The sequence below is a fragment of the Rhodococcus indonesiensis genome (genome assembly GCF_047782815.1).
In the GTDB taxonomy this organism is placed as follows: Bacteria; Actinomycetota; Actinomycetes; order Mycobacteriales; family Mycobacteriaceae; genus Rhodococcus; species Rhodococcus indonesiensis.
Window position 1 is genome coordinate 1629452 of record NZ_CP180630.1, and the last position, 21486, is coordinate 1650937.

21 protein-coding genes are annotated in these 21486 nt (G+C 70.3%); 13 read left to right on the plus strand and 8 right to left on the minus strand.

The window, feature by feature from the left end; genetic code table 11:
• The gene (gene glgA / locus ACM26Y_RS07745; RefSeq protein ID WP_416063091.1) at positions 1-1176 is read right to left on the minus strand and encodes a glycogen synthase; all 1176 of its coding nucleotides are present in this window, start codon (positions 1174-1176) and stop codon (positions 1-3) included.
• Between the two features lie 87 nt (positions 1177-1263).
• Here glgA and glgC point away from each other — a divergent pair, with 87 nt between their 5' ends.
• Positions 1264-2478: a glucose-1-phosphate adenylyltransferase gene (glgC, locus tag ACM26Y_RS07750; protein WP_003936087.1), complete on the plus strand. Its 1215-nt coding sequence runs from the start codon at positions 1264-1266 to the stop codon at positions 2476-2478.
• 61 nt (positions 2479-2539) lie between these two features.
• Here the strand turns inward: glgC and ACM26Y_RS07755 are convergent, their stop codons facing one another.
• On the minus strand, positions 2540-3169 hold the full coding sequence (locus ACM26Y_RS07755; protein WP_003936088.1) for an O-methyltransferase: 630 nt from the start codon (positions 3167-3169) through the stop codon (positions 2540-2542).
• A gap of 245 nt (positions 3170-3414) precedes the next feature.
• On the opposite strand from ACM26Y_RS07755, the gene sigE reads away from it, so the two are divergent.
• The 4 genes from sigE to tatB all read left to right on the plus strand — a co-directional run bounded on the left by sigE (position 3415) and on the right by tatB (position 6563).
• Positions 3415-4041 carry an RNA polymerase sigma factor SigE gene (gene sigE, locus ACM26Y_RS07760; protein WP_003936089.1) on the plus strand — a complete coding sequence of 209 codons (627 nt, stop codon included), beginning with the start codon at positions 3415-3417 and terminating at the stop codon, positions 4039-4041.
• A 16-nt stretch (positions 4042-4057) separates the two neighbouring features.
• A complete protein-coding gene (locus ACM26Y_RS07765) occupies positions 4058-4411 on the plus strand; it encodes a zf-HC2 domain-containing protein (protein WP_054372280.1) in 354 nt (117 codons plus the stop codon).
• 163 nt (positions 4412-4574) lie between these two features.
• Positions 4575-6098, plus strand: coding sequence for a trypsin-like peptidase domain-containing protein (locus ACM26Y_RS07770; RefSeq protein ID WP_416063092.1), 1524 nt, complete (start codon positions 4575-4577; stop codon positions 6096-6098).
• A gap of 84 nt (positions 6099-6182) precedes the next feature.
• On the plus strand, positions 6183-6563 hold the full coding sequence (gene tatB / locus ACM26Y_RS07775; RefSeq protein ID WP_289379567.1) for a Sec-independent protein translocase protein TatB: 381 nt from the start codon (positions 6183-6185) through the stop codon (positions 6561-6563).
• A 75-nt stretch (positions 6564-6638) separates the two neighbouring features.
• Here tatB and ACM26Y_RS07780 read toward each other — a convergent pair whose 3' ends face one another.
• The 5 genes from ACM26Y_RS07780 to ACM26Y_RS07800 all read right to left on the minus strand — a co-directional run bounded on the left by ACM26Y_RS07780 (position 6639) and on the right by ACM26Y_RS07800 (position 11717).
• Positions 6639-7772 carry an Mrp/NBP35 family ATP-binding protein gene (locus tag ACM26Y_RS07780; RefSeq protein ID WP_003936093.1) on the minus strand — a complete coding sequence of 378 codons (1134 nt, stop codon included), beginning with the start codon at positions 7770-7772 and terminating at the stop codon, positions 6639-6641.
• A gap of 25 nt (positions 7773-7797) precedes the next feature.
• Positions 7798-8676 (minus strand): lytic transglycosylase domain-containing protein, encoded by an 879-nt coding sequence (locus ACM26Y_RS07785; RefSeq protein WP_416063093.1) that lies wholly within the window; start codon positions 8674-8676, stop codon positions 7798-7800.
• Positions 8677-8835: 159 nt separating this feature from the next.
• Positions 8836-9834 carry a hypothetical protein gene (locus ACM26Y_RS07790; protein WP_416063094.1) on the minus strand — a complete coding sequence of 333 codons (999 nt, stop codon included), beginning with the start codon at positions 9832-9834 and terminating at the stop codon, positions 8836-8838.
• Between the two features lie 88 nt (positions 9835-9922).
• A complete protein-coding gene (locus ACM26Y_RS07795) occupies positions 9923-10450 on the minus strand; it encodes a DUF1003 domain-containing protein (RefSeq protein WP_003936096.1) in 528 nt (175 codons plus the stop codon).
• Positions 10443-11717, minus strand: a complete 1275-nt coding sequence (locus ACM26Y_RS07800; protein WP_040781955.1) for a magnesium transporter MgtE N-terminal domain-containing protein — start codon at positions 11715-11717, stop codon at positions 10443-10445. Before ACM26Y_RS07800 ends, ACM26Y_RS07795 begins: the two co-directional genes overlap by 8 nt.
• 58 nt (positions 11718-11775) lie before the next feature.
• Here ACM26Y_RS07800 and ACM26Y_RS07805 point away from each other — a divergent pair, with 58 nt between their 5' ends.
• The 7 genes from ACM26Y_RS07805 to ACM26Y_RS07835 all read left to right on the plus strand — a co-directional run bounded on the left by ACM26Y_RS07805 (position 11776) and on the right by ACM26Y_RS07835 (position 18632).
• Positions 11776-12732, plus strand: coding sequence for an HpcH/HpaI aldolase/citrate lyase family protein (locus tag ACM26Y_RS07805; RefSeq protein WP_003936098.1), 957 nt, complete (start codon positions 11776-11778; stop codon positions 12730-12732).
• A gap of 123 nt (positions 12733-12855) precedes the next feature.
• A complete protein-coding gene (locus ACM26Y_RS07810) occupies positions 12856-13344 on the plus strand; it encodes a general stress protein (protein WP_003936099.1) in 489 nt (162 codons plus the stop codon).
• Between the two features lie 136 nt (positions 13345-13480).
• Positions 13481-14815 carry an ABC transporter substrate-binding protein gene (locus ACM26Y_RS07815; RefSeq protein WP_416063634.1) on the plus strand — a complete coding sequence of 445 codons (1335 nt, stop codon included), beginning with the start codon at positions 13481-13483 and terminating at the stop codon, positions 14813-14815.
• A complete protein-coding gene (locus ACM26Y_RS07820; RefSeq protein WP_416063095.1) occupies positions 14812-15777 on the plus strand; it encodes a carbohydrate ABC transporter permease in 966 nt (321 codons plus the stop codon). Before ACM26Y_RS07815 ends, ACM26Y_RS07820 begins: the two co-directional genes overlap by 4 nt.
• Entirely contained in the window at positions 15777-16613 is an 837-nt protein-coding gene (locus ACM26Y_RS07825; RefSeq protein ID WP_003936102.1) for a carbohydrate ABC transporter permease, read from the plus strand. The genes ACM26Y_RS07820 and ACM26Y_RS07825 overlap by 1 nt, the downstream gene beginning before the upstream one ends.
• Positions 16614-16618: 5 nt before the next feature.
• Entirely contained in the window at positions 16619-17788 is a 1170-nt protein-coding gene (locus ACM26Y_RS07830) for an ABC transporter ATP-binding protein (RefSeq protein WP_416063096.1), read from the plus strand.
• 22 nt (positions 17789-17810) lie between these two features.
• Entirely contained in the window at positions 17811-18632 is an 822-nt protein-coding gene (locus tag ACM26Y_RS07835) for a hypothetical protein (protein WP_416063097.1), read from the plus strand.
• A gap of 58 nt (positions 18633-18690) precedes the next feature.
• Here ACM26Y_RS07835 and ACM26Y_RS07840 read toward each other — a convergent pair whose 3' ends face one another.
• Positions 18691-20199: an MFS transporter gene (locus ACM26Y_RS07840; RefSeq protein WP_416063098.1), complete on the minus strand. Its 1509-nt coding sequence runs from the start codon at positions 20197-20199 to the stop codon at positions 18691-18693.
• A gap of 123 nt (positions 20200-20322) precedes the next feature.
• Here ACM26Y_RS07840 and ACM26Y_RS07845 point away from each other — a divergent pair, with 123 nt between their 5' ends.
• Positions 20323-21429, plus strand: coding sequence for a winged helix DNA-binding domain-containing protein (locus ACM26Y_RS07845; RefSeq protein WP_416063099.1), 1107 nt, complete (start codon positions 20323-20325; stop codon positions 21427-21429).
• Positions 21430-21486: the final 57 nt, after the last annotated feature.

Sequence of the window (21486 nt, forward strand, 5' to 3'; positions counted from 1 at the left end):
TCAGTGCCGCGCGGCTGCGACCTCCTGGTAGACCGCGAGCGTCTGCCGCGCGATCTGTGCCCAGGAGAACTCCGCGATCGCCCGCATCCGCCCGGCCCGGCCCATCTCGGCAGCGAGGGCGGCGTCGCCGGCAACCTCGTTGATCGCCGCCGCCAGCGCCTGCTCGTACGCTCGCGGCTCGTAGGAGTTGTAGTGCACCAGCCGACCGGTGACCCCGTCCTCGACGACCTCGGGAATGCCCCCGACATCCGAGGCGACGACTGCGGTCTCGCAGGCCATCGCCTCGAGGTTGACGATTCCCAGCGGCTCGTACACCGACGGGCATATGAAAACTCTTGCGGCCGAAAGGATTTCACGGACGGATTCGGTGGGAAGCATTTCCCGGACCCAGAAGACGTTGCCGCGCCGGCGCTCGAGTTCGGCCACGGCCTGCTCGGTTTCGGCGGCGATCTCCGGGGTGTCCGGGGCCCCGGCGCACAGCACCAGCTGGATCCCGGGATCGACGTCGTGAGCGGCGGCGATCAGGTGCCCGACACCCTTCTGGCGCGTGATGCGCCCGACGAACGCGACGATCGGCCGGTCGGGATCGACGCCGATCTTCTCCAGGGCGGACGGCGCTCCCGATTCGGCCGGGCCCGGATGCCACACGCCGGTGTCGATGCCGTTGCGCACGACATGCACGCGCGCCGGGTCCACGAACGGATACGCGTCCAGCACGTCGAGGCGCATCCCGGCGCTGACCGCGACGACCGCGTCCGCGTGTTCGACGGCGTTGCGTTCGGACCACGACGAGATGCGGTAGCCCCCGCCCAGCTGCTCGGCCTTCCACGGCCTGCGCGGCTCGAGCGAGTGCGCCGTCAGCACGTGCGGCACGTCGTACAGCTCGGCGGCGAGATGCCCCGCCAGGCCGGTGTACCAGGTGTGCGAATGGACGACGTCGGCGTCGCCGGCGGCGTGCGCCATCCGCAGCTCGGCCGACAGCGTCGTCAGCGCCGGGTTGGCGCCTGCCAGGGCGGGGTCGGGGCCGTGGACGAAGACGCCCTCCCGGGGCGCTCCCATGCAGTGCACGTCGACTTCGCACAGCCGGCGCAACTGCGCAACCAGTTCGGTGACGTGCACGCCGGCACCACCGTAGACCTCCGGCGGGTACTCCCGCGTCATCATTGCCACCCGCACCGGATCAAACTATCCGGCGCGTGACGTTCCAGCCACCGATGGGCCTCTTCGCTGGCGGCGGCGGGGGGTGGCGGATAGGTTGACTGTGTGAGGAGCCAGCCCCATGTGCTTGGAATCGTGCTCGCCGGCGGCGAGGGCAAACGCCTGTATCCGCTGACGGCGGACCGCGCGAAACCGGCGGTACCGTTCGGCGGTGCCTACCGACTGATCGACTTCGTGCTCAGCAACCTGGTCAACGCCGGGTTCCTGCGGATCTGTGTGCTGACGCAGTACAAGTCGCACTCGCTGGACCGGCACATCTCCCAGACCTGGCGGCTGTCGGGCTTCACCGGCGAGTACATCACCCCGGTGCCGGCACAGCAGCGTCTCGGTCCGCGCTGGTACACCGGCAGCGCCGACGCCATCCTCCAGTCGCTCAACCTCGTCTACGACGAGGATCCCGAGTACATCGTGGTGTTCGGCGCCGACCACGTCTACCGGATGGATCCGGAGCAGATGGTGCGCCAGCACATCGAGTCCGGCGCAGGGGTCACCGTCGCCGGTATCCGGGTGCCGCGCAGCGAGGCGTTCGCGTTCGGCTGCATCGACAGCGACGAGCAGGGGCGCATCACCCAGTTCCTGGAGAAGCCCGCGCACCCGCCCGGCACCCCGGACGATCCCAACGTCACCTTCGCCTCGATGGGTAACTACGTCTTCACCACCAAGGTGCTGGTCGAGGCGTTGCGGGCGGACTCGGAGAACCCGGACTCCGACCACGACATGGGCGGCGACATCATCCCCGCCCTCGTCGCCCAGGGCGCCGCCCACGTCTACGACTTCAACGACAACGTCGTGCCGGGCGCCACCGAACGTGACCGTGGATACTGGCGCGACGTGGGTACCCTCGACGCGTTCTACGACGCGCACATGGACCTGGTGTCGGTGCATCCGATCTTCAACCTCTACAACCGGCGCTGGCCCATCCGCGGCGCCTCCGAGATGTGGCCTCCGGCCAAGTTCGTCCAGGGTGGTCTCGCGCAGGAGTCGATCGTCGGATCCGGCAGCATCCTGTCCGCCGCCACCGTCCGCAACTCGGTGCTCAGTTCCAATGTCATGATCGAGGACGGCGCCACCGTCGAGGGCAGCGTCCTGATGCCGGGGGTGCGCATCGGCAAGGGGGCGGTCGTGCGGCGCGCGATCCTCGACAAGAACGTCGTCGTCGGCGACGGCGAGATCATCGGCGTCGACCTCGAACGCGACCGGCAGCGCTTCGCCGTCAGCAGCGGCGGCGTCGTCGCCATCGGCAAGGGCGTGTGGATCTGACCGTGCGGGTCCGGCCGGGGGGATCCGGCCGTGTGGATCCGTCCGGGGTCCGCGCCCGAGCCTAGAGTTTGGCGGCGCAGAGCAGCCCGTCGCCCACCGGCAGCAGCACCGGAGCGAGACGCTCGTCGGTCACCACCGCCCGGGTGGCCTCCCGGACGGCCAGGACGACGGAGTCGCGTTCGCCGGGGTCGGCCACCCGGCCGCAGAGCAGCGCATGGTGCAGCACGATGGCCCCGCCGGGACGCAGCAGCCGGACCCCTTCCCGGACGTAGTGCGGGTGATCGGCGGGGGTGGCGTCGACGAACACCAGGTCGTATGCGGAGTCGGCCAGCCGGGGCAGCACGTCCAGCGCGCGCCCGTTGATCAGCCGGGTGCGCGACGCCGTGACCCCGGACTCTCGGAACGCGGCTTTGGCGGCGCGCTGGTGTTCGGGCTCGCTGTCGATGGTGGTGAGGACGCCGTCCTCGCGCAGGCCCCGGAGCAGCCACAGCCCGCTGACGCCGGCGCCGGTGCCCACCTCGACGACCGTCCGGGCGTCGAGCATGCGAGTGAACATCGCCAGAGCCGCACCCACCGCTGCCGGGATCGGCTCGGCCCCGAGATCGAGGGCACGTTCGCGCGCCGTGGCGAGGTTCTCGTCCTCTGTGACGTTCTCGACGTGAGCCAGTATCCGTTCGGCATTCGTGTGCACCCCAGTGAGGTTATCGTCGCCGGGGTCCGGTCGCAGGCAGGCGCGCACGGCGGGTGGATTCTCAGGTGATGCTCAGGTTGCTCATATCGGCACCACATCACCGTGCGTGAAGGTGTAGGTAGCACATCAGACCGCACCGACAGGCGATCGCGGGGCCGGGAACAAACCCGGCGTCCACCGTGTTGGACCACGACACCCGATACTCGCGATCACGCGGTCCCGAAGAGGAGGATCCAGCGATCCACATGGCCGATTCCCCACAGCTCCCCAGCCCCGACGTCGAGCCCACGGCCGACGGCGAGCTCACCGGCACAGCAGTGTTCGACGCCACCGGTGACCGTGCGGTGATGCCGTCGTGGGACGAGCTGGTGCGCGAGCACGGCGACCGGGTGTACCGGCTCGCCTACCGCTTGGCCGGGAACGCGCAGGACGCCGAGGACCTCACCCAGGACACCTTCATCCGGGTCTTCCGCTCGTTGCAGAACTACCAGCCGGGCACCTTCGAAGGCTGGCTGCACCGCATCACCACGAACCTGTTCCTCGACATGGTCCGGCGCCGCAACCGCATCCGCATGGAGGCGCTGCCCGAGGACTACGACCGCGTGCCCTCCGCGGGCCCCGATCCCGAGCAGATCTACCACGACGCCAGGCTCGGCGCCGACCTGCAGTCCGCGCTGGACTCGCTGGCGCCGGACTATCGTGCTGCTGTGGTCCTGTGTGACATCGAAGGTCTGTCCTACGAGGAAATCGGTGCCACACTGGGAGTCAAGCTCGGCACGGTACGCAGCCGCATCCATCGCGGACGGCAGGCGCTGCGTGAACACCTGCGCGAGCATGGGAAGGTCGAAGTCGGTCGAGTCGATGCGGGGTAGCCGCCAGGAGGGTTTCATGACGAGGGCACACCCGACCCGCCGGTTCGGTTCCACGGAGCACCTGGCGAGCGAGGCTGTGGCAGCGTACGTGGACGGCGAACTGCGGATGAACGCGTATCTCCGCGCGGCCGAGCACCTGGCCGTGTGCCCGGAGTGCGCCGCGGAGGTCGAGGCGCAGCAGCAGGCCCGTCGCGCGTTGCGTGACGCCGCCCGGATGGCTCCGCCCCCGATGCCGAGCACTCTCCTGGGCGCTCTCGCCGACATCCCGCAGCATCATCGGAACCTGTCCGCGCCCGGTTTCGAGGGCATGCCGGCGGCCGACCGGTACGGGTCGGCCGCGCGACGCTGGCCGATCCGTTGGCGCCGTTGACGGTGCTCGCACCTGTGTGCGCCGTGCTCGGACGGCCGGTGGCGGTGCCCCCGGGGCCGTCGCTGATGCGGGTGGCTTCGTCGACGGTGAGTCCATCGGTGATACTGGGCCCATCGGTGATACTGGGCACCGTGACCGACGGACACGGGGGAGACAGGCACGCGTGACAGCGGAATCAGTAGAGTCCGAGCGTCGGGCCGGCTCGTCGGAGACGGACGGCGCCGCCGCGCCGGAGGTGTCGCGCCGTGCCGACGCCCCCCGCCTGCAACCCCGCCCCGTCTACCGCCCGGCCGTCGACGATGCCGCGAACCGCGTCTTCGGCCGGCCGGCCGGCACGACCGGCCCGTTCGGGCGGTCCGCCGAGGAACGCGCCGCCGAGCCGTCGGTCCGTTACGGTGCGCCCACCGATCCGGTGCTGGCCGAGGCATTCGGCCGTCCCGTGGGGACCTCCGAGATTCTGCAGCGGCCACCCGCCGACCCGGACGGCGAGACCGATGCCGGCGGTGCCGAGCCCGACCCGTGGCGTGACCCCGCGACGAACGTGCGCCTGGGTGCGCCCGCACAGTCCCACGACGAGCGGCCGCTGCCTCCCGCACCGAAGCTCACGCTGCGGGAGGTCCTCTTCGGCGGCCGGATCGAGACCCGCGCCCTCGCGACACTCGCCGCGGTCGCGCTGACCATCGGTATGGTCGGCGGTCTCGTGGTCGCGCTCGTCACGTCCGACACCGGATCCCTCACCAGCCGTAGCGTGACGCTGGCCCAGGTGGATCAGGACGGTGACCTGCCGTCCGGGCAGGTGGCCCGCGTCGCCGACGCGGTGCTGCCCGCAGTGGTCTCGATCCAGGTGACCCTCGGCGAGGAGGCCGGCACCGGGTCCGGTGTCGTCATCGACGGCGCCGGATACATCGTCACCAACAACCACGTCGTCTCGATGGCCGCCACCGCACCGGACGCCAAGATCCAGGTCACGTTCAACGACGGCACGAAGGTGCCCGCCGAGATCGTCGGCCGGGACATCAAGACCGATCTGGCCGTGCTCTCGGTCGACGCGGACAATCTCACGGTCGCCGAACTCGGCCGTTCGGAGGACGTGCAGGTGGGGGAGGACGTGATCGCCGTCGGCTCCCCGCTCGGACTGAGCAAGACCGTCACCCGCGGCATCGTCAGCGCGCTCAACCGCCCGATGCGTCTGGGCGGGCAGGGTACCGACACCGATGCCGTGATCGACGCCGTGCAGACGGACGCCTCCATCAACCCCGGCAACTCCGGCGGCCCGCTCGTCGACGCCGAGGGCCGCGTCATCGGCATCAACTCGGCCATCAAGACCGAGACGGGTGGTTCCGTCGGTCTCGGGTTCGCCATCCCGATCGACGACGTCACCGCCGTCGCCCAGGAACTGATCCGCACCGGCGAGATGCGCCACCCGGAAATCGGCGTCAACACCCGCAGCGTCGCCAACGACGTCGCCAGCGGAGCCGAGGTCGCCAACGTGCAGCAGGGCAGCCCGGCGCAGCAGGCGGGCATAGTCGAGGGTGACGTCATCGTCAAGGTCGGAGACCGCGAGGTGACCAGCGCGGACGAACTGGTCGTCGCCGTTCACGCCCAGGAGATCGGCAAGCCGGTCACGGTGCAGCTGGTGCGTGCGGGACGCCTGGTCGACGTGCAGGTGACCCCGATGTCGGACTGACCGTCCGCTGCCGCTTCCCTGGGAATCCGCTGTGACCTGGGTCCTCCGGGCTGCGGTCCCCGCGTCACCACGTACCCTGGAACGGTGTTCGGCAATATCGGTTGGGGCGAATTCCTGGTCCTGCTCGTCGCGGCGCTCGTGGTCCTCGGCCCCGAGCGGCTGCCCGGTGCGGTGTCCTGGATGACCAGGTCGCTGCGGCAGGTCCGTGACTACGCGTCCGGCGCCAAGGAGCAGTTGAAGGAGGAACTCGGCCCCGAGTTCGACGACCTGCGCCAACCCCTGTCCGAACTGAACCAACTGCGTGGCATGACGCCGAAGGCGGTCATCACCAAGCACCTGCTGGACGGCGACGACTCGCTGCTGACCGGCAACTTCGACAAGCCCGGCACCAAGCCGGTGAGCAGGCCCGTCCCACCGCCGTTGACAACGGGAGAGAAGCCCCCCATCGATTCCGACGCGACGTAGGCCGCTGCGCGGCCCGGCCCGTGTGCCTTTCGGTGGCGGGCGCAGCCCGAAGGGGCACACGGGCGCCGTAGGCGCCTACAGGTGACGGGTGGTGTCGATCCCCAGCGACATGCCGGCCAGGCCGCGGCGACGCACGGCGAGCTTCTCGGCGATCTCGCGCAGCGCCGTGCCCGCAGGCGAGTCGGGGGCACTGAGGACGATCGGCGTTCCGGCGTCGCCGGCCTCGCGGATCGCCGGATCGAGTGGGATCTGGCCCAGCAGCGGGACGGTCGCGCCCACGGCGCGGGTGAGCCGCTCGGAGACGGCCTGACCGCCGCCCGTGCCGAACACGTCCATCCGGGTGCCGTCGGGCAGCTCGAGCCACGACATGTTCTCCACGACGCCGACGATGCGCTGGCGCGTCTGCAGGGCGATGGAGCCGGCCCGTTCGGCGACCTCGGCGGCCGCCTGCTGCGGCGTGGTGACCACGAGGATCTCGGCGCCGGGGATCAACTGCGCGACGGAGATCGCGACGTCGCCGGTGCCGGGCGGCAGGTCGAGCAGCAGCACGTCCAGATCGCCCCAGAACACGTCGGCGAGGAACTGCTGCAGCGCGCGGTGCAGCATCGGTCCACGCCAGACCACGGGCGTGTTGCCCTGGGTGAACTGGGCGATGGAGATCATCTTCACGTCGTGCGCGATCGGCGGCATGATCATCCGCTCCACCTGGGTGGGCTTGGCGTCGGTGCCGAGCATCCGCGGGATGGAATGGCCGTAGATGTCGGCGTCCAGCACACCCACGGACAGGCCCCGCGCGGCCATGGCGGCGGCGAGGTTGACCGTGACGGAGGACTTGCCGACGCCGCCCTTGCCGGAGGCCACCGCGTAGACCCGGGTGAGTGAGCCGGGCTGGGCGAACGGGATCACCGGCTCGGTGGAGTCGCCGCGCAACGACTTGCGCAGCTCGGTGCGCTGCTCGTCGTTCATGACGTCGAGTTCGACGCGGACCGCGGAGACTCCGGCGACGTCGGCGACGGCCTTGGTGACCCGGTCGGTGATCTCGGTGCGCAGCGGACAGCCGGCGGTGGTCAGGTAGATGCCGACGTCGACGCTGCCGTCGCCGCCGATCTCGATGCTCTTGACCATGCCGAGTTCGGTGATCGGCTTGCGGATCTCGGGATCCTGGACCCGCGCCAGGGCGCTGCGAACGTCGGACTCGCTGACTGCCATGGCATCAATCGTAGGTGGCGCCCGATCAGTGGATGCGCGGCAGGTCCGCCGCGCTGGGGGTGACGCCGGTCGAATAGGCGGCCGACCAGGCGAGCACGTTCGCGACGTACGCCATGGAGTTGTTGTAGCGATGGATGGCCTTGGTGGTCTGCGCGAGGTCGTGCATGTTGTTTCCGCCGTCGCACAGGTACTTGGCGGTGGTGAGAGTGGAGTCGTACAGGTTCTGCGGGTCGGCGACGCCGTCGCCGTTGCCGTCGCCGGCGTAGAGCTTCCACGTGGAGGGGATGAACTGCATGGGGCCGACCGCCCGGTCGTAGACGGTGTCGCCGTCCAGGGTGCCGCCGTCGGTGTCCCGGATGACGGCCTGGCCGCGCAGACTGCCGTCGAGGGGCAGACCGATCACGGGTTCGAGGAGGTTGCCCTTGTCGTCGGCCTTGCCGCCCTTGGCATGGCCGGACTCGACCTGGCCGATGCCGGCGAGCAGTGTCCAGTACATGTTGCAGCCGGGGTTCTCGGCGGCGAGGATCCGCTCGGCGTTCTGGTAGGCGGCGAAGTTGATGCCGGGAATCCCGAGGGGGCCGGGCTGCAGCGGTGCCGGAGCGGCGGGGGCAGGCTCCGGGGCGGGCGCGGGGGCCGCCGCGGGCTCCGCGGTAGGCTCCGGGGCGGTCATGAGGGCGGCCGCGGCGGCGACGTCGCGAGAGACCCCGTCGGCGATGTAGGTGGTCTCGGCCGCCGCAGTCACGGGCTCGGCCACAGCTTCGGTGTCCTGCACGCCGAACAGGGTCTTGGGGCTCGCCCCGGCGCTGGTGGCGGCGGCGACCACGCCGACCGGAACCAGTCCGGTGAGGGCGATGACCGAATTACGGCGGAGCTTGGACTCCGAAGGCTTCCTGTGCCGACCCACTCGATACCTCCTGGGCGCCTTCCCCGAGACGCTTTCGTTACATGGCGGTACCGACCATACAGGAAGCGATGCATTTCCGTTACCCTAACGTGATGTAACGCGCTGAACTGGGCAGACGTGCAGAATCGAAGGATTACGGCGAGATCGAGGCGTGACCGATCAGGGTGCGGACTGCGGCGGGCACAGCGCCGGGACGAGACACGGCAGCGACGGCAGTACCGGCGCGGCCGGCGGTCCCTCGACAGCCGGCGGTGTCTCGGGAGCCGGCGCGGGGACGGGGACCGGCTCGACCGCGGGAGCCGGGGCCGGCTCCGGTGCGGGTGCCGTCGTGGTCCCGGCCACGGGAGCCGGGACGGTCTCGGCGACGTCGGCGGTGTTCGGCCGGGCCGGAACAGCCGGCGGCGTCGGGGGTGGGACGACGATCCCCGGCGAGACCGCGGCGCCCTTCTCGTAGGCGGCCGACCAGGCCTGCACGTTGGCGACGAACTCCGGCGACGGATCGAACCGGGCAGCCGCCCGCGCGCGGGCGTCGGCCTCGGCGAGGCGCGCGTCGTCCGAGCACAGCCAGGCGCCGGCCGCCAGAGTGGCGTCGAAGACGTTCTGGGGATTCGCGGTGCCGTCCGCGTTGCCGTCGGCGGAGAACTGCGACCAGACCTCCGGAGGCAGCTGCATCGGCCCGAGTCTGCCCGTGCCGGGAGCGACACGCGCGGTCGTGAGCGTGCCCAGCACGTCGGTGCGTCCCGAGTCGGCGTGCTGCGACGTGATCCGGCCGATCGCCGCGAGCAGATGCCACGGCAGCGCACACTCGGGTTCGTCGATCGCAAGCTGCATCTCGGCCGCCCGGTACGCGTAGAGCACCAGCTCCGGGATCGCCAGGGGGCCCTCGCCGGCCAGCACCGGTGACGGCTGCCCGGGGGCAACCGTGACCTCGGGCGGAAGATCCGCCCCGGGATTGCCGACCGGGTTCCCGGTCCCGCGCACGGGTCGTGGCCCCGCCGGATCCGCCGGTAGCACCCCGACCCCGGTGCTGCCGTCCGCCGCCGTCACGGCGACCGGCTCCGTGTGCTCCGTCGCAGCCACCGGTGCCGGGGACGACGCAACCGCCGCGAACCCGGCACCGAGCACCACCGGCACCGCGATCAGACTCTGCCAGCGCACACAATCACCCCACAGACCTACTCGTCGCGGACCGTCACCCCACCGACACCATCGACAGGCTGTGATGGACGTTACAGCGCGTCACGTCTCAGCGGCGGGGTGGGCGCGGTTTACCGGATGCCGTCGCCGCCGTGTCCTCCTCCTCCGGTTCGATCAGCAACGCGCGCAGATCGTCGAGCTCGCGCCGGAGATAGTCGCGGGTCGCCACCTCGCCGACCGCCAGCCGCAGCGCCGCCAGCTCCCGCGCGAGGAACTCGGTGTCCGCCTTGGTCTGGGCGGCGCGGGCCCGGTCCACCTCGAGCGAGACCCGGTCCCGGTTCTCCTGCCGGTTCTGGGCGAGCAGAATCAGCGGCGCGGCGTAGGCGGCCTGCGTCGAGAACGCGAGGTTCAGCAGGATGAAGGGGTACGGATCCCACTGCAACGTCACGGCGAAGACGTTGAGCAGGATCCACACGATCACCACGACCGTCTGGATGGCGAGGTAGCGGCCGGTGCCGAGGAACCGGGCGATCGATTCGCTGACGCGTCCGACCGCCTCGACGTCGAAGTTGACCCGGAACCGGCCGGTACGGGGAGTGTCGAGGCGCTGCCGGGCCACGGCGGAACGGTCACTCATCGTCGGCCTCCTCTTCGCGCCAGTCCTCGGGCAGCAGGTGGTCGAGCACGTCGTCCACGGTCACGGCACCCAGGAGGTGCCCTTCGTCGTCCAGGACGGGCCCGCACACCAGGTTGTACGTCGCGAAGTACCGGGTGACCGCGGTGAGTGAATCGTCGGGGTCCAGTCGTGGCAGGTCGTTGTCCACGATCCCGCCCACCAGGCCGGCAGGTGGCTCCCGGAGCAGCTGTTGCAGGTGCACGCAGCCGAGATACTTGCCCGTCGGGGTCGCGGTGGGCGGCCGCACGACGAACACCATGGACGCCAGCGCCGGCGTGAGGTCCGGGTTGCGCACCCGGGCCAGCGCCTCGGCCACCGTCGTCGCCGGGGTGAGTACCACCGGCTCGGGGGTCATGAGACCGCCGGCGGTGTCGGGGGAGTGCTCGAGCAACCGCCGCACCGGCTCGGAATCCTCCGGATCCATCAGGCGCAGCAGCGACTCGGCGTCCGAGTCGGGCAGCTCGCCGAGCAGATCGGCGGCATCGTCGGGGTCCATCGCCTCGAGCAGGTCCGCGGCGCGTTCCACCTCGAGGTGCATCAGCAGATCGGTCTGGTCGTCGGTCGGCAGCTCCTGCACGACGTCGGCGAGCCGCTCGTCGTCCAGGGCGACCGCCACCTCGTGCCGGCGCTTCTCCGGCAGTTCGCGCAGCGCGTTCGCGACGTCGGCGGCGCGCATGTCCTCGAACTGCAGCAGCAGCTGCGAGACACCCTGGCCGGGCATGCCGAGGTTGGTGTAGGTCAGCCCGTGCACGTGCTGCCAGTCCACGACATGGATCGCGGACCGCCGGCCCAACCGGCCGCGCTGGGCCCGCACGGCCACGCGCGAGACCACCCAGTCCCGGGTGCGGGTCAGTTCGATGCCGAGGTCGACGACGACCACGTCCACGCCGGCGAGTTCACCCAGCTCGGGATCGTCGACGCGGACCTTCGAATCGAGCACCTGCGCAAGTGCCAGCACTTCGGTCGGCCGCTGCGTGAACCGGCGCAGGCTGACGTTGCCGGTGTTCAGGGTGACGGCCCCCGGCTCGATCGCCGTCACCCGCAGCATCGGCACGAATATTCGCTTGCGCGTCGGCAGTTCGACGACCAGACCGAGCACCCGGGGCTGCTGCCGCCCGATCCGGATGGTGAGCACGACGTCGCGCACCCGGCCGATCGACTCGCCGTCGGGTCCCAGGACCACCAGACCTGCGAGCCTCGCCGCGAATACCTTGCTCACTGCTGCCATGATGGTCAGGCTAGAACGTGCGGTCGTCGATTTCGGAACACGGAGGTCTGCCCAGCCCATGTCGTTCGACTTCAGGCCCCGGAGGTCCGTGCTCGCCGTTCCCGGCAGCAGCCGCAAGATGATCGACAAGGCCAAGGGCCTGCCCGCCGACGAGGTGTTCCTCGATCTCGAGGACGCCGTCTCCCCGCTGGCCAAGGAGCAGGCCCGCACGACGATCGTCGAGGCCCTGAACGAGGGCGGATGGGGCGAGCAGCTGAAGGTGGTGCGGGTCAACGACTGGACGACCGACGCCACCTACCTCGACGTCGCCACCGTGGTGGGCGGCGCCGGCGCGCACCTCGATGCGATCCTGCTGCCGAAGGTTCCCGACGCGAGCCATGTGCAGGCGCTCGACCTGCTGCTGACCCAGGTGGAGAAGGCCCACGGGCTCGAGGTCGGACGCATCGGTATCGAACCGCAGATCGAGGACGCGCTCGGGCTGACCAACATCGACGCGATCGCCACCGCCAGCCCGCGGGTGCAGACGCTGGTGTTCGGCCCGGCCGACTTCATGGCGAGCATCAACATGCGCACTCTCGTCGTGGGGGAGCAGCCCGACGGCTACGACCGCGGCGACGCCTACCACCACATCCTCATGACCATCCTCATGGCGGCCCGGGCCCATGGGTTGCAGGCGATCGACGGTCCGTACCTGCAGATCCGCGACGTCGAGGCGTTCCGGCGCTCCGCGCAGCGCACCGCGGCCCTCGGTTTCGACGGCAAATGGGTCCTGCACCCGAGCCAGATCGACGCCGCGAACGAGGTCTTCAGTCCGCGCCAGGAGGACTACGACAAGGCCGAGATGATCCTCGACGCCTACGAGTGGCACACCTCCGCGGCCGGCGGCGCGCGCGGTGCCGCGATGCTCGGGGACGAGATGATCGACGAGGCCAGCCGCAAGATGGCGCTGGTGATCTCGGCGAAGGGCCGGGCGGCCGGGATGACCCGCACCACGAGCTTCGAGCCGCCCCGCTAGGCGGCTGCGCCGCCGGTGTGTCCTTTGGGCCGTGGGAGCAGCCCAAAGGACACACCGGAGAAGGCGGGCAGAATAGACAGGGTGCGCCGGATCGGGGCGCGCAGTCACGAGAAGGAGCCGAAGATGACCAACCCCCTCGGACAGCCGGGACGCGCCACGCCGGGCCTGCCGACTCCGCCGAGCGGCTGGCCGGTCGGTTCGTACACGACCTACGCGGAGGCGCAGCGCGCTGTCGACCATCTCTCGGACCAGTCCTTCCCGGTCGAGGACGTCACCATCGTGGGTGTCGACCTCATGCAGGTCGAGCGGGTCACCGGCCGGTTGACGTGGGCGAAGGTGATCGGAGGTGGCATCGCCTCCGGCGCCTGGCTCGGTCTGTTCTTCGGTCTGCTGCTCGGGATCTTCTCGACCGATTTCCTCGGCCCCCTGCTCGTCGGCATGGTCGGCGGCATCGTCTTCGGTCTGATCTCCACGACGATCCCGTACGCCGCGACGCGCGGCCAGCGTGACTTCTCGTCGACAATGCAGCTGGTGGCCGGCCGCTACGACGTGCTGTGCGCGCCGCGCAACGCGGAACGGGCACGGGACCTGCTCGCCAAGCTCGCGTTGTAGACCGTTCGATCACAGTTCCGTTCCGGGCGGCAGTTGAGTCGCGCGGCGGCGTCCGGTGCGTTACGTTCGCACCAAGTGTGACGGAAGTCACCGTCACGCAGGGCGACGGTCGGAGGCTGCGGTGCGGAGACGGTCGGTGCGGGTCGGACTGGTGGGCGCCGCAGCGGTGCTCGCCCTGTCGTCGGTCGCGGCGTGCGGCAGCGAGTCCGGCGGGACGGTACTGAGCTTCTACACCGCCGCCGACGGCGCGGAGCAGTATGCGGCCGCGGCGGCGAACTGCACCGCCGCCGCCGGCGGCCGGTACACCATCGAGCAGCGCACCCTGCCCAAGGGCGCCGACGACCAGCGGCTGCAGCTCGCGCGGCGGCTCACCGGTGGTGACGAAACCCTCGACCTGATGACCCTCGACGTCGTGTGGACGGCCGAGTTCGCCGAGGCGGGCTGGGCGCTGCCGCTGCCCCCGGATGTCGCGGCGGCAGTGTCCGAGGGCACCCTCGCCGGACCGCTGGAATCCGCCACGTGGCAGGGCACCCTCTACGCGGCACCGCTGAACACCAACACCCAGTTGCTGTGGTACCGCAAGGACCTGATGCCCGGCGGTCGGCCACCGCAGACGTGGGACGAGATGATCGACATCGCGAGCGGGCTCGCGGCCGAGGGCCGTCCCAGCTGGATCGGGGTGCAGGCCCGCCAGTACGAGGGCCTGATGGTGTGGTTCAACACCCTGCTCGCCAGCGCCGGCGGATCGGTCGTGGCCGAGGACGGCACCACCGTCACCGTGGCCGACGGTGACGCCGCGGTGACGGCTCTGGACATCATGAAGCGGGTGGCGACCGCGCCCGGTGCGGACCCGTCGCTGAACCAGTCCGACGAGGCCGCTGCGCGTCTCGGTATGGAGAGCGGCAAAGCCGCGTTCCAGGTCAACTGGCCGTTCGTCTACCCCGGCATCATCGAGAACGCCGAGAAGGGCTTCCTGCCCTTCGTCGACGAGAACGGCAACGTGACCGCCGAGAACACCGGCAACACGGTCCTGACGGTGAACGGCGAACAGAATTTTCTGCCCGCCCCGTATCCGTCGGTGATCCCCGGCCGACCGGCCGAGGTCACGATCGGCGGGTTCAACATCGGGGTCGCCCGCACCACCAGGTATCCCGACCTCGCGTTCGAAGCCGTGCAGTGCCTGCGCAACGAGGAGAATCAGCGCAACAACGCCGTCGACGGCGGTGTCCCGCCGACGCTGGCATCGCTGTACGACGACCCGGAGTTCCAGCAGGCGTACCCGATGTGGCGGGAGGTGCGCGAGAGTCTGGAGAATGCGGCGGTGCGCCCGGTTTCACCTGCGTATCAGAGCATTTCGACGCTCATCACCGCGACTCTCAATCCGGTCGACCGGATCGACCCGCCGCGCACGGTCGACGAACTCGCCGAGCAGGTCCGCAAGGCGGTCAATTCGGAAGGGCTGATCCCGTGACCACCACGCCCGCAACCCGACCCGTCCCACCGGCCGAGGGCGACCGGCCCGCACCGTCCGAGCGTGGGAAAGCCGTTCTGTCCGAAGGTAAGAAGGCCGAACGCCGACTCGGCCTGTGGCTCGTCGCGCCCGCGGCGCTGATGATGCTCGCCGTCACCGCCTATCCGGTGGGGTACGCGGTGTGGCTGAGCCTGCAGCGGTACGACCTGCGCTTCCCCGACGAGCGTGAGTTCGTCGGATTCGCCAACTACGTCTCGGTCCTCACCGACACGTTCTGGTGGCAGGCCTTCTTCGTGACCGCCGGCATCACCGTCGTGTCGGTGGCGATCGAATTCGTCCTGGGTCTGGCGCTCGCGCTGATCATGCACCGCACCATCGTCGGCAAGGGCACCGTCCGCACCGTGGTGCTGATCCCGTACGGGATCGTCACCGTCGCCGCCGCCTACAGCTGGTACTACGCCTGGACACCGGGGACCGGCTACCTCGCGAATCTGCTACCCGAGGGCAGCGCCCCGCTGACCGAACAACTTCCGTCACTGGCGATCATCGTGCTCGCCGAGGTGTGGAAGACCACTCCGTTCATGGCCCTGCTGCTCCTCGCCGGCCTGGCGCTCGTCCCGGACGACCTGTTGCGCGCATCCCAGGTCGACGGCGCCGGAGCGTGGACGCGGCTGACCAAGATCATCGTGCCGCTGATGAAACCGGCGATCCTGGTGGCGCTGCTGTTCCGCACGCTCGACGCCTTCCGCATCTTCGACAACATCTACGTCCTCACGCGCGGGTCGAACGGCACGGGCTCGGTGTCGATCCTCGGATACGACAACCTGTTCAAGGCGTTCAACCTGGGCATCGGCTCGGCGATCAGCGTCCTGATCTTCCTGTGCGTGGCGATCATCGCGTTCGTGTTCATCAAACTGTTCGGGGCCTCGGCGCCCGGCTCCGATGCGGAAGGGAAGCGGTGATGACGACGACCGAAACCCCGCGGCGCAAGCTGAGCTGGTCGGCGGTGAACCTGCTGGTGCTGCTGTACGCGCTCGTGCCGGTGCTGTGGATCGCCAGCCTGTCGTTCAAGCCGGCCGGCACGATCAAGGACGGGCGCTTCATACCCCAGGAATGGACTCTGGACAACTACCGTGGCATCTTCCGCACCGACGCCTTCACCAGCGCACTGATCAACTCGATCGGCATCGGACTGATCGCCACGGTGATCGCGGTGGTCATCGGCACCATGTCGGCCTACGCGATCGCCCGCCTCGACTTCCCGGGCAAGAAGATCCTCGTCGGTGTCGCACTGCTGATCGCGATGTTCCCGCAGATCTCGCTCGTGAGCCCGCTGTTCGACATCATCCGCAGGCTCGGACTGTTCGACACCTGGGCGGGTCTGATCATCCCGTACATCACCTTCTCCCTGCCCCTGGCGATCTACACGCTCTCGGCGTTCTTCAAGGAGATCCCGTGGGAGCTGGAGAAGGCCGCCAAGATGGACGGCGCCACGCCCGGGCAGGCCTTCCGGAAGGTGGTGGCGCCGCTGGCGGCGCCGGGCATCGTCACCGCCGCGATCCTGGTGTTCATCTTCTGCTGGAACGACCTGTTGTTCGCGATCTCGCTGACGTCCACCGAGCGGTCCATCACCGCGCCCGCGGCCATCGCGAACTTCACCGGCGCCTCCCAGTTCGAGGAGCCCACCGGCTCGATCGCGGCGGCCGCGGTGGTCATCACCATTCCGATCATCGTGTTCGTGCTGATCTTCCAACGTCGCATCGTGGCCGGCCTGACGTCCGGCGCAGTGAAGGGATGACCCAGATGGCAGAAATCGTGCTGGACAAGGTGACCAAGCTCTACCCCGACGGGGCGCGGGCGGTCAGCGACGTGGACATGACGATCGCCGACGGCGAGTTCATCATCCTGGTCGGCCCCTCGGGTTGCGGAAAGTCGACGACGCTGAACATGATCGCCGGCCTCGAGGACATCTCCTCCGGCGAGTTGCGGATCGGCGGTGAGCGGGTCAACGAGAAGGCGCCGAAGGACCGCGACATCGCGATGGTGTTCCAGTCGTATGCGCTGTACCCGCACATGACCGTCCGGGAGAACATCGCCTTCCCGCTCACTCTGGTCAAGGTGCCCAAGGACGAGATCGCACGAAAGGTGGAGGAGGCCGCGAAGATTCTCGACCTGACCGGCCACCTCGACCGCAAGCCGTCGAATCTGTCGGGCGGGCAGCGGCAGCGGGTGGCGATGGGGCGGGCGATCGTGCGCAATCCCAAGGCGTTCCTCATGGACGAGCCGCTGTCCAACCTCGACGCCAAGCTGCGGGTGCAGATGCGCACGGAGATCGCCCGGCTGCAGAAGCGCCTGGGCACCACCACGGTGTACGTCACCCACGACCAGACCGAGGCCATGACGCTCGGGGACCGGGTGGTCGTCCTCCGCGGCGGGCTGGTGCAGCAGATCGGTGCCCCGCAGGAGCTCTACGACCGGCCGAAGAACCTGTTCGTGGCCGGGTTCATCGGCTCGCCGTCGATGAACTTCTTCGCCGGCCGGCTCGACGGCGACAGCGTGCGCACTGCGATCGGGGACTTCACGCTCCCGGCCGAACGGTGGGCGGCCGTGCAGAAGCACGATCCCGGGCGTGACGTCGTCGTCGGCGTCCGGCCCGAGCACTTCGAGGACGCCGCGCTCCTGGACCCGGCGCAGCGCGAGCTGGGCACCACCTTCACGGTCGACACCGACGTGCTCGAATCCATGGGATCGGACAAGTACGCGTACTTCACCGTCGAGTCCCCGCACCTGCATTCGAGCGACCTCGACGATCTGGCAGCCGATGTGGGCGTCGCCGATCTCGCCGGCGGGTCGATGGTCGCGCGGCTGCCCGCCGAGTCCGACGTCGCGAAGGGCCGGCCGGTGCAGCTGTGGTTCGATCCGGCGAAGGTTGCCCTGTTCGACCAGGCGACGGGGGAGAACGTCACCCTCTGAGCGAGGAGTGCATAGTAGGCCGGTGGACCTCGACGACATCGCCGACGAGCTGTACGGGCTCGATCCGGGTGAGTTCACCGCGGCCCGCAACGAGTACGTCGCCCGTGCCCGCGGCGCCGGCGACCGAGAGCTCGCGGTGGCGGTCGGCCGGCTGCGCAAACCGACCGTGTCGGCCTGGTTGGTGAACCTCCTCGTCCGCGAGAAGCCCGAGGAGATCACGGCCCTGCTCGGGCTCGGCGACGCCCTGCGCTCCGCGCAGCGTCAGCTCTCCGGGGCCGAGCTGCGGCGGCTGTCCACCCAGCGACGGCGGGTGATCGGCGCGCTCGAGAAGACGGCCTCCCGTCTCGCGGCCGAGCACGGCCGGCGCGCATCCGAGGCCGCCCTGCGCGAGGTGGGCCAGACCCTGCACGCCGCACTCGCCGAGGCCGAGCTCGCCGAGCAGGTGCGCGGCGGCCGGCTCGAGACACCCCTGGACTACAGCGGTTTCGGACCGGTGGGACTGTCGGTCGTTCCGTCCGCGCCGGAACGGAAGGCCGCCGGCGCGGACGACACCGGGGCGCAGGAGGCCGAGCGCACGCGGCGCGCCCTGGAAGCAGCCGTCGCCGAGGCGGAGGCGGCGCGGAACACCGCCGACGAGGCCCGGTCGGTTGCGGACCGTGCACGCGCCGCGGTCGAGGAACTCGACGAGCACGTCGCGCGGTTGCGCGAGGAGCTGGGCCGGGTCGAACACCAGCGCGAGTTCGCGCGACGCACCGCCCGGACGGCCGACGAGGACGCAGCGAAGGCCGAGGAGACGGCGCAGCAGGCGGAGGAGGCGGTGCGCGCACTGCAGGAACAGAGTTGAGCGGACGGTGACCGGGGCGGAGGACATCCGGTTTCCCGTCCCGTTCCGGACCGGGAGCTCAGCCCCGGCGGACCGCGTCGGCCTGCTCGTTCGGGGTGTGCTCCGCCGCGAGACCGGATACCGTGCTCCATTCGGCGGCCAGAGCCGTCGCCTCGACCTCGTCCTCCTCGCGATCGCTCAGAGCGCGCGTGGCCGGCCGTCCGCCGACGAGGACGAGCAGTGCGGCCGCGGCCGCGGCCCCGACGCCCAGCCCGAATGCGGCGACGAATGCGCTCTCGCGGACGACGCCCGTGCCGGGAACGGTCAGCGTGGCCAGCAGTGTCGTCACCACCGCACTGCTCAGTGAACTGCCCACCGTGCGAGCGATGGAGTTGATGCTGTTCGCGACGCCGGTCTGATCGGGACGGACCTCGGCGACGAGCAGCGCCGGCAACGCGGCATAGGCGAGGCTGACGAAGGTGGTCACGAGGATTCCGGAGACGATCAGCTGCCAGCTCCGGTCGTGCACGACCGCCACCAGGGCGAAGCCGGCGATCCCGAGAATGCACGCCCCGATCAGCACCCATCGGGCGTCGAACCGGTGGATGAGCCGGCCCGCGAGTGCCGCGGCAACCACCCCGACGAGCGCGCCGGGCAGCATGTACACCGCCGTCGCCTCGAGCACGGTGGCGCCGAACCCGTATCCGGCGACGGCGGGCGGCGTCTGCACGAAGTACGCCGTCGCGAGGAAGCTGACGAACATGGCCATGCCGACGAGGAACGCGGCGCCGTGCACCACGAACACCGGCCGATCGGTGAGCATCCGAGGCGGCACGAGCGGCTCGTCGACGTGCCGTTCGAAGAGCAGCCACGCCGCGAGCACGGCCAGTCCGAGTGCGGCGCTCCCGAGGGTGGGCGCCGACGCCCATCCCCACGTCCCGCCCTCGGACAGGGCCAGCAGCACCAGCGCCAGCCCGACGGCCAGCAGGGCCGCACCGAGCCAGTCGATCCGTCCGTCCGCGGACCGCGGACGTCGCGGCACGACCAGGAACGCGCTCAGCAACGCGACGGCGTTGAACGCCGCCACCAGCCAGAACACGCGACGATAGTCGCCGCCCGAGACCATCAGGCCGGTGAGCACCATGCCGATCGCTCCACCGACCCCGAGCGTCCCGGAGAACAGGCCCATCGCCCCGATCAACCGCTCCGGCGGCAGTTCGGCCCGCAGCACGGCGATGCCGACGGGGAACAGCGCGAACGACACGCCCTGCAGGACCCGGCCGATCAGCAGGAGCGCGAACGAGTCCGCGGCGGCGCACAACAGCGAACCGACGAACACCACGACGAGGACCGTGAGCAGAACCGGGCGTTTGCCGCGCAGATCGGCCAGCCGGCCCAGCAGGGGAGTGGTGACGGCGGCCGCGAGCAGGTTCGCGGTCAGGACCCAGCCCGCGGCGGTCGTGCTCACCCCCAGCTGTTCGCGAATGGTGCCGACGATCGGTACGACGGATGTCTGCATCACGGCGATGGTGGTGACGATGAAGCACAGCACCGGAACCAGCAGCCGCGCACCTCTCGGATCGGACATCGGCTCTCCTCGACGCTGCAACATGAAACTAAATTCAACTAAACATCTACCGGACGCTCGGTTGCCCCGTCCAGGCGCAGGCGCCGACGAGGCCGTGTCGGTCCGCCGTGACAGGGTGTCCACGTGACGCCGCGCACCCTCACCGCCCGTGCTCTCGGCCGCGCCACCCTCGCCCGTCAACATCTGTTGCATCGTGCCGACCTCCCGGTGCTCGACGCGGTCGAGCACCTGCTGGGCCTGCAGGCGCAGGCCCCGACACCGCCCTACTTCGCGCTGTGGGCGCGGTTGCGGCGGTTCCGGCCCGCGGCTCTTGCTGACCTCATAGAGGGACGGCACGTGGTGCGCACCGTACTCATGCGCGGCACGGTCTTCGCAGTCTCGGCCGCCGATGCTGCGGCGCTGCGGGACTGGGTCCAGCCGCTGCTGGACCGGGACCTGACCACCAACACCCAGTACGCAGCCGATCTGGCCGGGGTGGACCTGCGTGAGCTCGCCGCGGCGGGTCGCGACCTGCTCGGCGACGGCCCCCGCAGCCTGCAGGAGCTGCGCCCGTTGCTCGCAGAGCGATTCCCCGGCCGCGATCCGGCCGCGCTCGCCTACGGGCTGCGGAACCTGCTCCCGCTGGTGCAGGTGCCGCCGCGGGGGTTGTGGGGGCGTTCCGGGCAGCCGCGACTCACACCGCTCGGGGAGTGGACCGGTCACGGACCGGCCCGGCCGGACCCGGCCGTCGTCCTCCGGCGATACCTCGGCGCGTTCGGGCCCGCGAGCGTGCGCGACGCCCAGGCCTGGTCGGGGCTGACGCGGCTCGGGGAGGTGTTCGAACGGCTGCGCCCGTCGCTCGAGGTGTTCCGGGACGAGAACGGCGTCGAGCTGTTCGACCTGCCCGACGCACCGCGCCCGGATCCGGCGACACCGGCGCCGGTGCGGATCCTCGCGCCGTACGACAACGTCCTGCTCTCACACGCCGACCGGACCCGGATCGTCTCCGACGAGCACCGTCGCCGGATCGTGACGCAGAACGGCATCGTGCGCTCGGCCGTCCTCGTCGACGGGACGGTCGCCGGAACCGCGAAGCTGGCCGTCGCGAAGGACTCGGCCGTACTCGAGGTGACCCCGTGGCGGCGTCTGACGGCCCCGCAGCGCTCGGCGGTCGAGGCGGAGGGACTGCGGCTGGCGCGGTTCGGCGCCGCGACCGCCCCCACACACGAGGTGCGATTCCCCGCGGGGTAGCGGAGAGGCGTGGCGGCAGCCGTGCGTGGGGGCGGCCGTGCATGGGTACTACTGCGC

Excerpts from the sequence above, each read along its gene's own strand:
- sigE (WP_003936089.1), top strand. The coding sequence starts at position 3,415 with ATGGCCGATTCCCCACAGCTCCCCAGCCCCGACGTCGAGCCCACGGCC.
- ACM26Y_RS07765 (WP_054372280.1), top strand. The coding sequence starts at position 4,058 with ATGACGAGGGCACACCCGACCCGCCGGTTCGGTTCCACGGAGCACCTG.
- ACM26Y_RS07780 (WP_003936093.1), bottom strand. The coding sequence starts at position 7,772 with ATGGCAGTCAGCGAGTCCGACGTTCGCAGCGCCCTGGCGCGGGTCCAG.
- ACM26Y_RS07795 (WP_003936096.1), bottom strand. The coding sequence starts at position 10,450 with ATGAGTGACCGTTCCGCCGTGGCCCGGCAGCGCCTCGACACTCCCCGT.
- ACM26Y_RS07800 (WP_040781955.1), bottom strand. The coding sequence starts at position 11,717 with ATGGCAGCAGTGAGCAAGGTATTCGCGGCGAGGCTCGCAGGTCTGGTG.
- ACM26Y_RS07805 (WP_003936098.1), top strand. The coding sequence starts at position 11,776 with ATGTCGTTCGACTTCAGGCCCCGGAGGTCCGTGCTCGCCGTTCCCGGC.
- ACM26Y_RS07810 (WP_003936099.1), top strand. The coding sequence starts at position 12,856 with ATGACCAACCCCCTCGGACAGCCGGGACGCGCCACGCCGGGCCTGCCG.
- ACM26Y_RS07825 (WP_003936102.1), top strand. The coding sequence starts at position 15,777 with ATGACGACGACCGAAACCCCGCGGCGCAAGCTGAGCTGGTCGGCGGTG.
- ACM26Y_RS07830 (WP_416063096.1), top strand. The coding sequence starts at position 16,619 with ATGGCAGAAATCGTGCTGGACAAGGTGACCAAGCTCTACCCCGACGGG.
- ACM26Y_RS07840 (WP_416063098.1), bottom strand. The coding sequence starts at position 20,199 with ATGTCCGATCCGAGAGGTGCGCGGCTGCTGGTTCCGGTGCTGTGCTTC.